Annotated in this window: 15 protein-coding genes; 7 read left to right on the top strand and 8 right to left on the bottom strand. The window is 32.2% G+C overall.

The features are described from left to right. Positions 1-70: 70 nt before the first annotated feature. From ACUUYC_RS16825 to ACUUYC_RS16845, 5 genes are all read right to left on the bottom strand, one after another. Entirely contained in the window at positions 71-259 is a 189-nt protein-coding gene (locus ACUUYC_RS16825; protein ID WP_474267822.1) for a hypothetical protein, read from the bottom strand. A 60-nt stretch (positions 260-319) separates the two neighbouring features. Further along, positions 320-520, bottom strand: a complete 201-nt coding sequence (locus tag ACUUYC_RS16830) for a hypothetical protein (RefSeq protein ID WP_474267824.1) — start codon at positions 518-520, stop codon at positions 320-322. Between the two features lie 181 nt (positions 521-701). Next, entirely contained in the window at positions 702-1,226 is a 525-nt protein-coding gene (locus ACUUYC_RS16835) for an OmpH/Skp family outer membrane protein (RefSeq protein ID WP_474267826.1), read from the bottom strand. A 94-nt stretch (positions 1,227-1,320) separates the two neighbouring features. Then, complete coding sequence (locus tag ACUUYC_RS16840; protein WP_474267828.1) at positions 1,321-1,554, bottom strand: hypothetical protein; 234 nt, start codon at positions 1,552-1,554, stop codon at positions 1,321-1,323. A 109-nt stretch (positions 1,555-1,663) separates the two neighbouring features. Continuing rightward, the gene (locus tag ACUUYC_RS16845; RefSeq protein WP_474267830.1) at positions 1,664-2,407 is read right to left on the bottom strand and encodes a T9SS type A sorting domain-containing protein; all 744 of its coding nucleotides are present in this window, start codon (positions 2,405-2,407) and stop codon (positions 1,664-1,666) included. 276 nt (positions 2,408-2,683) lie between these two features. Between ACUUYC_RS16845 and ACUUYC_RS16850 the strand changes: the two genes are divergently transcribed. From ACUUYC_RS16850 to ACUUYC_RS16880, 7 genes are all read left to right on the top strand, one after another. Further along, positions 2,684-4,669 carry a peptidylprolyl isomerase gene (locus ACUUYC_RS16850; protein ID WP_474267832.1) on the top strand — a complete coding sequence of 662 codons (1,986 nt, stop codon included), beginning with the start codon at positions 2,684-2,686 and terminating at the stop codon, positions 4,667-4,669. A gap of 6 nt (positions 4,670-4,675) precedes the next feature. Next, a complete protein-coding gene (locus ACUUYC_RS16855) occupies positions 4,676-5,524 on the top strand; it encodes a peptidyl-prolyl cis-trans isomerase (RefSeq protein WP_474267834.1) in 849 nt (282 codons plus the stop codon). Between the two features lies 1 nt (position 5,525). Further along, the gene (locus tag ACUUYC_RS16860) at positions 5,526-6,944 is read left to right on the top strand and encodes a peptidylprolyl isomerase (RefSeq protein WP_474267836.1); all 1,419 of its coding nucleotides are present in this window, start codon (positions 5,526-5,528) and stop codon (positions 6,942-6,944) included. 8 nt (positions 6,945-6,952) lie between these two features. After that, on the top strand, positions 6,953-7,906 hold the full coding sequence (locus ACUUYC_RS16865) for an AAA family ATPase (RefSeq protein WP_474267838.1): 954 nt from the start codon (positions 6,953-6,955) through the stop codon (positions 7,904-7,906). Positions 7,907-8,103: 197 nt separating this feature from the next. Next, complete coding sequence (locus ACUUYC_RS16870) at positions 8,104-8,982, top strand: DUF6438 domain-containing protein (RefSeq protein WP_474267840.1); 879 nt, start codon at positions 8,104-8,106, stop codon at positions 8,980-8,982. 337 nt (positions 8,983-9,319) lie between these two features. Continuing rightward, a complete protein-coding gene (locus ACUUYC_RS16875) occupies positions 9,320-11,590 on the top strand; it encodes an aconitate hydratase (protein ID WP_474267842.1) in 2,271 nt (756 codons plus the stop codon). 218 nt (positions 11,591-11,808) lie between these two features. After that, on the top strand, positions 11,809-13,179 hold the full coding sequence (locus tag ACUUYC_RS16880) for a S41 family peptidase (RefSeq protein ID WP_474267844.1): 1,371 nt from the start codon (positions 11,809-11,811) through the stop codon (positions 13,177-13,179). Positions 13,180-13,243: 64 nt separating this feature from the next. On the opposite strand, the gene ACUUYC_RS16885 is transcribed toward ACUUYC_RS16880, so the two are convergent. Genes ACUUYC_RS16885 through ACUUYC_RS16895 form a run of 3 tightly spaced genes read right to left on the bottom strand, consistent with a single transcriptional unit; the run spans position 13,244 to position 15,085 of the window. Then, positions 13,244-13,852, bottom strand: a complete 609-nt coding sequence (locus tag ACUUYC_RS16885; protein WP_474267846.1) for a hypothetical protein — start codon at positions 13,850-13,852, stop codon at positions 13,244-13,246. Between the two features lie 19 nt (positions 13,853-13,871). Further along, on the bottom strand, positions 13,872-14,420 hold the full coding sequence (locus ACUUYC_RS16890) for a hypothetical protein (protein WP_474267847.1): 549 nt from the start codon (positions 14,418-14,420) through the stop codon (positions 13,872-13,874). 26 nt (positions 14,421-14,446) lie between these two features. Continuing rightward, positions 14,447-15,085 (bottom strand): hypothetical protein, encoded by a 639-nt coding sequence (locus ACUUYC_RS16895; protein ID WP_474267848.1) that lies wholly within the window; start codon positions 15,083-15,085, stop codon positions 14,447-14,449. Positions 15,086-15,167 lie beyond the last annotated feature (82 nt).

Here is a 15,167-nt window from a genome sequence, read left to right on the forward strand (position 1 = left end):
TATAGAAATACATATAAAAAGCCTGTTACATCAACGTAACAGGCTTTTCTTTTCATATGTAAATTATCTATTAATAATCGTCTGGCGCACAAGCGGCAGCGCACTTCAAAATATAACTTGTATTAGCTCCATAACACAAATCAGCAAAAATAGTTGTGAAAAGCGTAGTTCCGGTTCCTCCTTTAACAGCTTTTTCTGATAATGAAGAAATCGTTGTCTTTTTTAAATTCAGGTTGTTTTTAATGTTTCTTTTTTTCATGGTTAAAAATTTATAATTAATAAATAAATTATGGTACTAAAATGGTAAGCTAAAGTTTGGTTATACTGGAAGCGTTCCTGTACCACAATTAACTGCACAGTTAATTCCTTGACTACTTATAGAACCTCCACCATCACAAACTGTAGGATGATAAGATGGGCATTCAATAGATCCAAAGCTTCCTCCTTTAATACTATTTTCTTTAAAATTTGCAATTGAAGTCTTTTCAAGTCTTAATACTTTCAAATTCTTTTTTTTCATGATATATATAGTTTTGATTTGATAACAAGATATTAAATCATGTCACTTTGAAGAAGAAAATGAAGCAAAGAAAACATAGTTACTACCTCAAATTTATCAATTTGAGATAAGTAGATTGCATAAAAAAAGTCTTGTACCCAAAAGGATACAAGACTTTTTTATAAAATTGAGGTATTAAAAATTACTTTTTATCTTCTTGTAAGTTAATTCCAAGTTTTGCAGCAACTTTCAAAGTTAAATCATATACAGGACTTGCATATGCCAACTCATTTCCGTCTAACGTGAAAACTTGCGTGAATTTTTCTGCTTTGGCAATTTCGGCAACTGTTGTACCAACTTTTTGGTATAACGGACGCATTAATTCATCTTGTTTTAGTTGAACTAACTGAGCAGCGTTTTGTCTAAATTGTTGAATATCATTTTCTAATGCAAAAATTTCTTCTTGCTTTTTCTTCTTTGCTTCAGGTTGCATACCAGCAAATGCTTTATTTGCAGCATCAACTTCTACTTTGTAAGCTTCAAGTTTTGCAGTTAAATCTGCTTGTAAAGTCTTTTCATATTCCGTGATTCCTGTTTTTACTTGTGCAATTTCAGGTAATTTAGAAACAAGAATATTAATATTAACTGTTCCTACTTTTGATTGTGCAGAAGCTGTAAACGAACAAAGTACAATTGCTAACGAGTAAAGTAAATGTTTAATTTTCATCTAATTGTTATTTTATTTTTCAAAGTTGGCTAATGTAATGAAAACATCATACCAAAAAAACGTTCTCACATAAAATTAACGTTTTTTGGTATAATTATTTTACTAATTGACCTCTATGTGGCTTTAATTTTTCGCGCATAAAAGAAACATCATCTTGTTGTATAATCATAGAAGCACAAACATGCATCTCAGAAAAAGCTTCTACTTTAATGGCTTCTCCTTCAATATTTTCCAGTGATATAAAGTCTTTCAAGTGAATACAATGATGTTCTGCTGTACGTTTTGCAGCCGGACCTCTAAAGTCCCAAATCAGTTTTACTTTTGCCATGTATTGTAAATTTTGACAAAATTACCATTCTTAACAGAGAATAAGAAAAAAGAAATAAAAAAAGCGAATGATTAGTTCATTCGCTTTTGAGTTTGTTATGTATATAGTATTACTTCGCAATAATTTTAAATGTCTTTGAAAAAGTTGGTGAAGTAATTTTTACAATATAAATGTTGTTTTTTGGTAAATCTAAATACTTGCTAAACGTTCCATTCATAGAAACATTCTTTAAGTCAACCACTTTACGACCTAGCAAGTTGTAGATTGCAATATTTGCCTTTCTATCTACGCCAATAACTGTTAATTTACCATTATGATATCTTGTACTCACTTTCGTATCATTACGATCATTTATACTTAAAGTACTAGAATTAAGAGTTGCATCAACTAAATCAATATACAAATCTAAAGTTTGATTGTTTCCTCCACCACCAAATTGGTTTTGAAATAAAAAATCAATTCCTAAAATTGTTTGATTTTCAAGAGTAGGAAACAATTGACCTGGTGTAAATGTAATAGAATATCTATTTGGAGCAGTTGTAGCATCTCCGTTAGATAAGTTTAGTATAGGTTGCCAGCTTAAGTCACTAAACATACCCGGAACTGCTTGAAAACTTCCAGAAGAAGTTCGCAATCCAAGATACATATAAATACTAGATTGATTTTCAGTATAAAAATTATTTATGATGTCTATATCTTCAAGTTCAATAGTAACTTCATCATTAATATCAGCAGTTGCGGCTACTAATGTATTTGTTGCTCCATTATATCCATTAAACTCAAACACTTCTTCCTGAGCAAAAAGTGTTATAGATATTAATAAAAAGAGAGGCAAAATGTAATATTTTTTCATAAACGCAATTTTAATCGGATGCAATAATAAATCTAAAATTAGTAAAATCAAAAACGAAAAACACGTTTTTACTTAAAATTTAACAAATATCACGCCATTTTTGTTGAGAAACTCTCAGAATCAATATTAGAATTCCTTGTGAAGTATCATTGAATTATTATTTTTGTCTTTCTCAAAAAAGCGACAATGAAATGAGCCATGTTAATTAGTTTATAAAAACTAAGATGATTTTTGGCGAATTCCATCTGGCAACTTTAAGAAAATAAAAATTTACAGATGAAAAATAGCATACAATTATTTCTTATTCTTTTGGTTTCGTTGACAAGCGTTGCACAATCAAAAAAAGATAAAGTATTATTTACTATTGAAGGTGAACCAACATACGTTTCTGAATTCTCTAGAGTATATAATAAAAACCTTGACATCATTGACGAAAAAGATCAAAAGGATATAGAAGAGTATTTTGATTTATTTGTTGAATACAAATTGAAACTCAAAGAAGCTAAAAATCTAAATCTACACGAAAAACAAAGCTACAAGAAAGAATTAGCAGGATATAAAAAACAACTTTCACGTAACTATCTTACAGATAATACTACCTCTGAACAATTGGTGAAAGAAGCTTATGAACGTTTAAAAACGGAAGTAAAAGCAAGTCATATTTTACTAAACGTTTCTCCAAATGCTTCGCCAGCGGATACATTGGCTGCGTATGAAAAAATTATGAAGTTGCGCAAATCGATCATTGAAGGATCTGATTTTGGACAAACAGCGATACTACATTCAGATGATCCTTCTGCAAAAGGAAATCCAAAAAGGAAAGGTAACAAAGGAAATTTGGGTTATTTCTCAGCATTCAGAATGGTATATCCGTTTGAATCTGCTGCTTTTAACACCAAAAAAGGAGATGTTTCTATGCCAGTCCGTACACAATATGGATATCACATTATAAAAGTAACGGACGTTCGTGAAAATGTTGGAGAAGTAACAGTTGCACACATATTACTATTGGATAAAGAAAATGGTGAAAACAAGGAAAATCCTGAAGAAAAAATAAAAGATATCTATTCACAAATTATAGCTGGAAGCGATTTTGGCGCAATGGCAAAAAAATATTCAGAAGATAGAAGTTCTGGTGTAAACAATGGAAAACTACCTAAGTTTGGTCGTGGACGTTTGCGTTCAAAAGCATTTGAACAAGTTGCGTTTTCCCTAAAAGAACTCAATGAAATTTCAAAACCGTTCAAATCTGAATTTGGATGGCATATTGTAAAACTGATCTCAAAACATGAACAAAAAAGTTTTGAAGAAGAAAAATTTGCACTTGAAAATCGTATCAAAAAAGATAAAAGAGTAAGTGTTATCAATACTTCTGTAATAAAAAAGATTAAAAAACTATATACGATTACTGAAAATCCATCGGCACGAGAAGATTTTCATGCAGTTGCAATGGGGAATAACTTCTTTACACGTTCATGGAAAAAACCAACGGATAGTGAATTCTTAAAGAAAACGCTAGTTCAAATAAAAGACATGACGATTACGTATGACGACTTTGCTACTTATTTGTTGAAGAACAAATCAAGAATGATGCAAAAAAACAGTGATCCTAAAGGATATGTAAATCAGATGTATAAAGAATACATGGATGGTAAACTGTTAGCATTCTACGAAAGTGACCTTGAAAATGTAAACGAAGAATTTGCGGCTATTTATGGTGAATATAGAGATGGTTTGTTATTATTTGACTTAATGGAAAAGCAAATTTGGGACAAGGCAAAGAATGATACACTTGGACTAGAAAGCTATTTCAATGCAAACAAAGAGAACTACAAGTGGAAAAACCGCGTGGAAGCAGTTATTGCTTCTTGTACAGATGAAAATGCTGCCAAGCAAGTACAACAACTTTTAACTGAAGGAAAACCTTTAGAAGATATTAAAAACGCTGTAAACAAGGATGCCAAAGTAAATGTAATTTTTACAATGGGAACTTTTGAAGATGGACATAGAAGTCTTCCGAAAGACTTTAACAGTAAAAAAGGTGTTTCAGAAATTCTAAAAGAAGGAGAAGGCGATTTCGCTATTGTAAAAGTAAACGAGTTAATGCCAGCGAGCTACAAAGAACTTTCAGAAATCAAAGGGAAAGTTATAAGCGACTATCAAGTACATCTTGAAAAAGAATGGATTAAAACACTAAAAGAAAACTATAAAGTTAAAATCAACAAGAAAGTATACCGAAAACTGAAAAAACTCGTTAAATAATACATATTGAGAAAATTAATAGCCATTATTAGTATCTTTTTGTGTTATTCTTGTGAATACTTTCAACCGTCACAAGAAGGTGATCCTATTGCCAGAGTTGGTGAGAGTTACTTATATAAAAGTGATGTAACGCCATTACTTTCCGAAAACACATCTAAAGAAGATAGCACTATCATCGTCACCAGTTATATCAATCGTTGGGCAACACAACAATTGTTTATTCAGCGTGCAAAAATCAATCTGCCACAAGAAAAACAAACTGCTTTTGATGAACTTGTTGAAGAATATAGGAAAGGTTTATATGTAGAAGCTTACAAAGAAGCTGTTGTAAAGAAAACTATTGATACTGTAGTTACAGGTTTTGACGAAGCTGCATATTATGATACCAACAAAGAGAACTTTAAACTCAATGAAGAATTACTCAAACTACGGTATATAAATATCAATAAGGACAACTCTAATATAGAAGAAATCACAGAGCGTTTTGAACGTTTTGATATAGAAGATAAAGTTATATTAGATTCTTTAGCAATTCAGTTTAATAACTATTCATTAAACGATTCTATTTGGGTAAAAGCGACACAAATATTCAATAAAATTCCTGTCATAACTAACGAAAACAAAGCAAAATACTTAAAAAAATCACAATTTTCTAAAATAGAAGATTCAATAGGACTATATTTGGTGCGAATTGAAGATAAGATAGGCAGAAACGACGTTGCGCCACTTGCGTATGTACGTCCAACAGTACGCCAAATCATTCTTAACAAGCGAAAGCTTGAATTTATCAGAAAATTAGAAAAAGACATCACAAAAGATGCAGTTAAGCGAAAACAGTTTGAAATTTACAATTAAAATGAAGAAAAGTATATACTTGTTAGTATTGCTTGTGGGAATAGGAATGCAGGCACAAGCACAAGAGGAAATGGTTTCTGAATCATCAATGATTAAAGCCAAAGCAAAAGTAAACGATTCTACAAAAACTACTACAAAACGTATCAAAATTGACGGTGTAGCCGCAGTTGTTGGTGATTATATCATCTTAGAATCGGATGTAGATAAAACATTTTTAGACTTAAAACAACAAGGAGTTTCTACAGAAGGATTAACAAGATGTAAATTACTTGGAAAATTAATGGAAGATAAACTATATGCGCATCAAGCAGTGCAAGATAGTTTAGAAGTTTCTGACGGAGAAATTAGAGATCGTGTAAATCAATCTATAGAATATTTCAGTCAGCAAACTGGTGGAATGGCAGAATTATTAAAATTCTATGCTATGGAAGATGAAGCATCTTTACGCAAACGTTTAACAGAAATTACGAAAGTAAATATACTAACGCAACGTATGCAATCGCAAGTGGTAAGTGATGTAGAAATTACACCAGAAGAAGTACGTCAGTTTTTTGAGAAAATTCCAGTAGATCAACGTCCAATAATTGGAGTAGAGTTGGAAGTTGCACAAATAATGATTGCACCAAAACCTTCAGAAGAAGCAGTAAAGAAAGTAGTTGATAAACTAAAAAGTATCAAAGCTGATATAGAAGGTGGCGCAAGTTTTGGAACAAAAGCTATTCTATATTCTAAAGATAGAGCTTCTGGTCGTCAAGGTGGATTTATGTCTATTACGAAAAGAATGCCGTTAGCAAAAGAATTTAAAGATATGTCTTATACACTACAAGAAGGAGAAGTTTCTGATCCTTTTAAGACTGACTTTGGATGGCATATTGTAAAGGTTGATAAAGTTCGTGGACAAGAAAGAGATGTACGTCACATTCTACTAATTCCTGAAATTACAAATAAAAAGCTTGATGAGGCTCGTAAACAAATAGACACACTTCGTCAGCGTATACTAGCAGAAGAACTTACTTTTGATGAAGCGGCACGTTCGTTTTCAGATGATAAAGAATCACGTAATAATGGTGGGAAACTGATCAATCCTGCAACCTTAGGAACACATTTTGAATTGACTAAAATGGATCCTGAACAATATTCTCAAATAGAACCTTTAAAAGGAAATGAAATCTCAATTCCTTTAATTGACGAAACACGTACAGGTCAAAAAAGATTCAAAATACTCAAAGTAACAAACCGTTACGAAGAACATGTTGCTGACTACTCTAAAGATTACATCAAAATCAAAAGTTTAGCACTCAAAGAAAAACAGTTAAAAGAAGTTGGAAAGTGGATTACACAGAAAATCAAGGATACATACGTAAATGTAAACTCTGATAATCGTGAATGTGAATTTCAAAATAACTGGTTAAAAAAATAAAAAAGCTTATGTCTGATGTTGCCGCTATTGAAAACCTTGTACAAAAACACAAGGCACTCAAGAACGAAATCTCTAAAATTATTGTTGGTCAAGAAAGTGTAATAGATCAAATATTACTCTCCATATTTTCTGGTGGACATGCATTACTGATTGGAGTTCCTGGACTAGCAAAAACATTAATGGTAAACACCATTGCAACGACATTAGGTTTAGACTTTAAACGAATTCAGTTTACACCAGATTTAATGCCAAGTGACATCTTGGGAAGTGAAATCTTAGATGAATCGCGTAATTTCAAATTCATCAAAGGACCAATCTTTGCAAACATTATTCTGGCTGATGAAATCAACCGTACACCGCCAAAAACGCAAGCTGCATTACTAGAAGCTATGCAAGAGCGCGCTGTAACTGTTGCAGGACAGCATTACAAACTAGATTTACCATACTTTGTATTGGCAACGCAAAACCCAATTGAGCAAGAAGGTACATATCCGTTACCAGAAGCACAATTAGACCGTTTTATGTTTGCCATTCACCTTACATATCCAACATTTGCAGAGGAAGTACAAGTCGTGAAAGCGACAACAACAAATGTGGAAGCTTCTGTAAAACCATTATTCAATGCTAAAGATATTATTGCTATTCAGCAATTGATTCGTAAAATACCTGTAGCGGATAATGTAATAGAATATGCAGTACGTTTGGTTTCCAAAACACGTCCGAAAGAAGACAGTGCTACTGACTTAGTAAAACAGTATGTTGATTGGGGCGCAGGACCAAGAGCCTCACAAAATCTAATCTTAGCGGCAAAAGCAAACGCAGCTATCAACGGAAAGTTTTCTCCTGATATAGAAGATGTACAAGCAGTTGCTATTGGAATCTTATCACACAGAGTTATTAGAAACTACAAAGCAGAAGCTGAAGGAATCACGATTGAAAAAATTATAGAAAGTCTGTTTTAAAATAACATACTTTAAAATTATATAAAAAATCACAAACAAACGTTTGTGATTTTTTTTGTTTAAAAACATGAATGAATGTTTTAAATAGTTAATGTTCGTTGTAAATTACAAACAAAAGCAATCAAATGAAGAAAGTAATTTTGTTAATACTACTATTTTTCACTTCGGGAATTACCTGTTCACAAACCATCGAAAACTTGAAATCATTCAAAGAAGTAGCTGCATTCCTTGAAAAAGAAATAAGTACTGCCTATACTTTTGATACAGTTTTTGAAGGAGAGGACGAAATTGATGTTGAGGATTTTAATGAAGTTGTTCAAAAAATAGATATAGATAACAACGGACACACTGATTTGGTCATAGATTATGTAGGCACTATAATTTATATTTTGAACAAAGGTAAAAATGAGTATGAAGAAATAAAAATTCTTGATGTTAATAGAGGCAGGACAGATGAAGGTTTAGCATCAATATCAATGAAACGAATCAATACTAAAACTATTTTTATTCGCGAAATACAGTTACCAGAACATATTACTGAGCATTCAGAAGATATTATTATCAAAAAAAATCAAAAAGATTTTGTGTATGATCGAGAAAAAAATAAAACTGTTGAAGTGATTCGTGATATTAAGTTTCGAGTAGACACATTAGAAGTAAAATTTGGAGCGTTTCTACAATTTAATAAGAATGAGCAAAAAATAAAAAACGAAATAAAAGAAATTCATTTTGAAGCAACTCCTTGTTTTGGAAGTTGTCCGGTTTTTGAATTAAAATTAACTTCAGATGGAAACCTAGAGTATTTTGGCAAGCGATTCACCAATTTCAAAGGGAGAAAAAAAATTAAGCTAAGCTCTGTACAAGTAGAAGAGTTGTTAGGCACCATTGAATATACTGATGTTAAAAGCTTAAAGGATAGCTATTACATAAACGTGACAGATAACCCAGCAGCAAATCTCAAAGTTACTTTCAAAAACGGAGATGTAAAGGAAATTTATGATTATGGACGCTTTGGTACATATAATCTTCGTGTGATTTATAAAAAAATTATGAAAATAAGTGATAATATAAAGTAACATCTTATTGTTTAATTTTAGAATGATTCAATAGAATTCATCAATTTTAAACATTTATAATTATAATTTTTTAAAATAAATGCACAATCGTATCCTTTTTAGGATTAAGAAAAAACAACAATATTTCCGAAATATTTAGTATTATCAAAAAATAGCATCTCAAATTATGTAATTCGTAATTAGAGGTGCTATTTTTAGTTTATTTTAAATTTAATTCAACAAAATCATAGATTTGATAAAAATAATTAGCATAACATAATGGTATACTGTTAATTTTTAAAAATGAAGATAATTTCGTAGTTTCGCAGGACTTTCAAAACACTAAAAAAACGAAGATATGGCCTTTGATATTGATATGATAAAAAAGGTTTACGCAACAATAGTGGAACGTGTAGACAAAGCGCGCGAAATTACTGGTAAACCATTAACACTTTCAGAAAAAATACTATACTCACATTTATGGGATGGAACGGCAGACAAAGCATTCGTTAGAGGAAAAGACTATGTAGACTTTGCTCCAGATCGTATTGCTTGTCAAGATGCAACTGCACAAATGGCATTACTACAATTTATGCAAGCAGGGAAATCTAAAGTAGCAGTTCCGACAACAGTGCACTGTGATCACCTAATCCAAGCGAAAGTTGGAGCAAGTAGTGATTTACAAGCTGCCATGAATAACAGTAGTGAAGTATTTAATTTCTTAGAGTCAGTATCAAACAAATATGGTATCGGATTTTGGAAGCCAGGTGCAGGAATTATTCACCAAGTAGTATTAGAAAACTATGCTTTCCCAGGTGGAATGATGATCGGAACCGATTCACATACAGTAAATGCTGGTGGATTAGGAATGGTAGCCATCGGAGTTGGTGGAGCAGATGCTGTAGATGTAATGGCAGGAATGCCTTGGGAATTAAAATTTCCTAAACTAATAGGTGTAAAGTTAACGGGAACACTTTCTGGTTGGACAGCACCAAAAGATGTAATCTTAAAAGTAGCAGGAATCGTTTCTGCAAAAGGAGGAACAGGAGCTATTGTTGAATACTTCGGACCTGGAGCTGTATCAATGTCTTGTACTGGTAAAGGTACTATTTGTAACATGGGAGCAGAAATAGGAGCAACAACTTCTACTTTTGGATACGATGAATCTATGGAACGTTATTTACGTGCTACAGAAAGAGATGGAGTTGCTGATGCTGCAAATGAAGTAAAAGAATATTTAACAGGAGATGCTGAAGTATATGCAAACCCTGAGCAATATTTTGATCAAGTTATTGAAATTAACTTATCAGAACTTGGACCATTAGTAAATGGACCTTTTACGCCAGATTTATCTACAACTGTTGGTTCAGAAATGACAGCAAGAGCACAAGAGAAAGATTGGCCAATGCAAGTAGAATGGGGATTAATTGGTTCTTGTACCAACTCTTCATACGAAGATTTATCAAGAGCATCTTCCATTGCACAACAAGCATTAGACAAAGGCTTAAAAATGAAAGCGGAACTAGGAATCAATCCTGGATCAGAAAAGGTACGTTACACAGCAGAGCGTGATGGAATCCTTAATATATTCGAAAAACTAGACGCAAAAATATTTACAAACGCATGTGGACCATGTATTGGACAATGGGCACGTTATTCAGATCCGAAAAACGCACCAAAAAACAGTATCGTTCACTCGTTTAACAGAAACTTTGCAAAGCGTGCAGATGGAAATCCAAACACACACGCATTTGTAGCGTCTCCTGAAATTACAGCAGCTATTGCTATTGCAGGTCGTTTAGACTTCAATCCAATGACAGACAAGCTGATCAATGAAAATGGTGAAGAAGTAATGTTAGACGAACCAACAGGATGGGAATTACCTCCAAAAGGATTCGATGTAAAAGATAACGGATACTTAGCACCAGAAGAAGATGGAAGTCATGTACAAATTAATGTGAACCCTGATTCTGAGCGTTTAGAGTTATTAACTCCATTTACACCAATAGGTTCTGAAATCAATGGAGCAAAACTATTAATCAAAGCACATGGAAAGTGTACAACGGATCATATCTCTATGGCAGGTCCTTGGTTACGTTTCCGTGGACACTTAGATAATATCTCAAACAACTGTTTAATTGGAGCTGTAAACGCATACAACATGAAAACTAACTTTGTAAAAAGTCAGTTAGATGGTGAGTATGATGCTGTTCCAAAAACGGCACGTGCATACAAAGCAGCTGGAGTATATACAATTGTAGTTGGAGATCATAACTACGGTGAAGGTTCTTCTCGTGAGCATGCAGCTATGGAGCCAAGACACTTAGGTGTAGCGGCGGTAATTGTAAAATCGTTTGCACGTATCCATGAAACAAACCTTAAAAAGCAAGGAATGCTAGGATTAACGTTTGCAACGGAAAGCGATTACGATTTAATTCAAGAAGATGATACATTCAACTTTGTAGACTTAAACGAATTTGCACCAGGAAAACCATTAACTATTGAAGCAGTTCATGCGGATGGAAGCAAAGATGTTATTGTAGCAAACCATACGTATAACCAAAGTCAGATTGACTGGTACAATGAAGGTTCTGCCTTAAACTTAATTAAAAAAGAAAACAACGCTTAGTATAAAAGCAACTTGTTTCACTAAATAGAAAAGCCCTGAACGAAAGTTCGGGGCTTTTATTTTTACAAAAGATTTAAAAAAAGAATAGACATATTAGAAAATGCTTTGTGAATATACTTCAGTATCCTAGAACGTATTTCAATATGTGTACTAAACAGTTCCTTTTGTCCGTTATGTACTAAACATCTTAATCATCAATCAATTATAACTGTCACTTTATGAAACAATTTATCATTTTGTTTTTTATTATTATCTCATCAAGTTCACTTACTAGTCAAATACCTAATACTATAACGAAACAAGACAAAGTTTATGGACTATCTAAATTTTGGCAAGAAGTCAATTACAACTTTGTTTATTTAGATAAAGTTGATAGGAATGAATGGGATAAAATGTTTAAAAAGTATCTTATTGAAGTTCAAGAAACTGAGAATGACTATGCGTATTATAGATTGTTACAGAAGTTTTGTGCATACTTAAATGATGGACATACAAACATTTGGTTTCCAAAAGAAATTAGAGATAACATACTTACAACTGATTTTGGCGCGTACAGAATTTTTCTATCTAATATTGAGAACAAAGCAATCATCACGAAAGTGAATAAAAGTAAAAAAAACGAATTGCCAATAGGTACGGAAATAGTTAAGGTGAATGGTGTGGATACTCAGCAGTATATAAATAAATATGTAAAGCCTTATATTTCATCATCTACAAAACATATTTTAAATGATTTATCTGTACAAAACTTGCTTCAAGGATATGTAGGTTCAACGTATACTCTTGAATTAAAGTTGCCAAATAATAAAGTGAAAACTTTAAAATTAACGCTACAAAAAAGTGACGAAACAGCACTGTATCCTGAAGAAAAAACAGAATTGTTTGAGTTTAAATTGATCGAAAAAGATATCGTTTACATTTCTTTAAATTCATTCGATACTTGGGATATTATGAATTTGTTCTCAGAGAAGCTTCCTGAGATTAGAAAAGCAAAAAAACTAATTATAGATTTAAGAAAAAACGGAGGAGGAAATGGAGGTGTTGGGCGAGAAATTATAAAATACCTTACCAACGATACTATTCTTTACGGAGCTAAATCACAAAGTAGATTGCACATTCCTTCTTTTAAAGCTTGGGGACAATGGACAAAGGCTAAAGACACCATAAAAGGCGATTGGCAAAAACAAGCGTATTATTCATATCATGACCAATTTTATCATGATTTCCCGTATAATGGATATTCTACAGCAAATTTAGATATAAAAAGAACAGAGATTCCAACTGCAATATTAATAGGACATCGTACTGCATCTGCAGCTGAAGATTTTTTAATTTATGCAGACAACCAGGAACATATGATTAAAATTGGAGAACCTACTTTTGGAAGTACCGGACAACCTATGGTGTTTAGTTTACCAAATAAAGGAGGCGCTAGAGTTTGTACTAAAAAAGACACGTATGCAGATGGACGAGAATTTGTAGGATATGGAATTACACCAGATATTGAAGTAAAGCGAACGCTATTGGATTATATGGAAAATAAAGATCCTGTTTTAGAAAAAGCTATAGCACACTTAATGAAGTTATAATTGAAAACTCGCATACAATTAAAATAATATATGCGAGTTTTGTATACTGTGTCTAAGTACTACTTTAGTAGCCTTTATATGGTTTATAATCCATCAAATCAATTCTGAAATCAAGTTTCATCATCACAATTAATCGATTACTTGGGTCATCAGCAATCCAAATTTCTTTTTTATTGTCCTTCGTTGCTATTATCAAAACTGGTATATTATAAGGCACTCCATCATCTTTATTACCAAACGAATAGGTTTCTTTGCCTATTAAAGTAAACAGTTCTCTATCCGATTCAGAATTGCCCAAACCAATAGTAACAGGTTTTCCAGCTTTTAAATCTTTAAACAATTTTTTGCTAACCCAAACTGAAGTTTTCTCAGTAAGTCTTTTATAGCCATTATCAAAGTAGTTGTGTAAATAGGTTGATTCTTCCAATGCTTTTTCATCTATAGAAATACTTCCTGATTTGTTACCTAAATCAAAATCGAAGGAAATAGAGTTCCCAAAATGGTTAATATTAAGATCAAAATTCCATTTTTCATCACCTGCTTGTACTTCATAATACAAATCACTTCCTTCTATCAAAGTAATGCCTTCTTTTGCTAAACTTTTAGTTGATACGCAAGATGATATTATTGAAGTTGATAGCGTAACGACGATTAATTTAATTAGATACTTCATTTTAATTGTTTTTATATTATTATCTAGCATAAAAACCTGTTGCAGAATACACTGCTGCTGGTCCGCCACTCATTCCCATTGGTGGAACAATTACTGGTGTTACAATACCATTTACAGTTAGTTCTACTGTTTTTGCTTCGGCTTCTAAAGAGCTATCATGAAAAGGTAAATTTGGTGATTGTCTGTTTACTCTTGTCAATTCTCCAAGATTTGAGAGTTTTAAATACACTTCAAAGCCTTCAATTTTTACAGTTACTTCTGCAAAGTTTGGCATATCTGTAGTTACAGTTATTTCGCCAACGATGGTTGGTGCTTGTTCAAAAGGAGTACCTGCAAAAATAGTTGCTGCAAAATAATCACCTACCACTTTATTGGTAGAAATGAATCCCATAATTTTTGGTGTTCCATCTTCGTTTGGTAATAATAACATTCCTGAAGGTGCAGACCCAACAGGTGTATGTACCATTCTTGCTAAATGTACTATTACATTTGGCATTTCCATTTTATCGTTTGACAGGGCTACTAAATCTACGCCGCCTTCCCAACTCATCCAATTTTGTACTTTCATAATTTTAATTTTTAAGGTTACAGTATCTATTGCTTTACTATTTTTGCAATTGCTTTTTGTTTGTCAGCTATGCGAATAAATGAGAGCGAAACTGTGTATACGTTTTCAATACTACTCGCTCTTTCATTATATTTATAAAAACCAACTAAATTGAATTTTATCAATAAGTTATCTGTTGTAGTTGTTAAAAAGAAAGTTCTTTTTTTAAGGTTATGTTGCTTTTTCTCTAGATGGTTTTCTTCTTTTATGAATCTAAATTCTTTCCCGCTATTAAATCTACATGCATACCAGTTAGTATATAAATTTTCTAATGCTGCGTTTGCTTTTTTTAAATCTAATCCTTCATAAACTTCTAATCGAAAAATTTTATATGTTGTATTAATAGTATATTCAGTAAAAACAGCTGGAATAGCGATATTTGCTTCCCATTGCTCTCCAAAACTATCTTCATCCTTTTCTTTTCCTGTAAGATCTTTAAAATCGTTATGATAGTTATTATAGATGATTTTATAGAAATCACAAAGTGAAGTTTCTTGAAGGTTATTTTTTTTGAGGCTCTTTTTTGTTGCAGTTCTTTGTTCTTTTTTAGAACGAATGACATCTTGCGAAAAGGATTGTAACGGTATTAAAATAAGTAGGGTGATGATTGCTATACTTTTTTTCATTACTATTTCTTACTAGTTAATAGAGCATCTAACCAATGTTTTCCAGCTAAAATCACCCAGGTGGAAACACTTGTATAGATGC

This window comes from Kordia sp. E, assembly GCF_056033805.1.

Excerpts from the sequence above, each read along its gene's own strand:
- ACUUYC_RS16865 (WP_474267838.1), top strand. The coding sequence starts at position 6,953 with ATGTCTGATGTTGCCGCTATTGAAAACCTTGTACAAAAACACAAGGCA.
- ACUUYC_RS16835 (WP_474267826.1), bottom strand. The coding sequence starts at position 1,226 with ATGAAAATTAAACATTTACTTTACTCGTTAGCAATTGTACTTTGTTCG.
- ACUUYC_RS16880 (WP_474267844.1), top strand. The coding sequence starts at position 11,809 with ATGAAACAATTTATCATTTTGTTTTTTATTATTATCTCATCAAGTTCA.
- ACUUYC_RS16885 (WP_474267846.1), bottom strand. The coding sequence starts at position 13,852 with ATGAAGTATCTAATTAAATTAATCGTCGTTACGCTATCAACTTCAATA.
- ACUUYC_RS16895 (WP_474267848.1), bottom strand. The coding sequence starts at position 15,085 with ATGAAAAAAAGTATAGCAATCATCACCCTACTTATTTTAATACCGTTA.
- ACUUYC_RS16875 (WP_474267842.1), top strand. The coding sequence starts at position 9,320 with ATGGCCTTTGATATTGATATGATAAAAAAGGTTTACGCAACAATAGTG.
- ACUUYC_RS16830 (WP_474267824.1), bottom strand. The coding sequence starts at position 520 with ATGAAAAAAAAGAATTTGAAAGTATTAAGACTTGAAAAGACTTCAATT.
- ACUUYC_RS16850 (WP_474267832.1), top strand. The coding sequence starts at position 2,684 with ATGAAAAATAGCATACAATTATTTCTTATTCTTTTGGTTTCGTTGACA.
- ACUUYC_RS16890 (WP_474267847.1), bottom strand. The coding sequence starts at position 14,420 with ATGAAAGTACAAAATTGGATGAGTTGGGAAGGCGGCGTAGATTTAGTA.
- ACUUYC_RS16825 (WP_474267822.1), bottom strand. The coding sequence starts at position 259 with ATGAAAAAAAGAAACATTAAAAACAACCTGAATTTAAAAAAGACAACG.
- ACUUYC_RS16840 (WP_474267828.1), bottom strand. The coding sequence starts at position 1,554 with ATGGCAAAAGTAAAACTGATTTGGGACTTTAGAGGTCCGGCTGCAAAA.
- ACUUYC_RS16845 (WP_474267830.1), bottom strand. The coding sequence starts at position 2,407 with ATGAAAAAATATTACATTTTGCCTCTCTTTTTATTAATATCTATAACA.
- ACUUYC_RS16860 (WP_474267836.1), top strand. The coding sequence starts at position 5,526 with ATGAAGAAAAGTATATACTTGTTAGTATTGCTTGTGGGAATAGGAATG.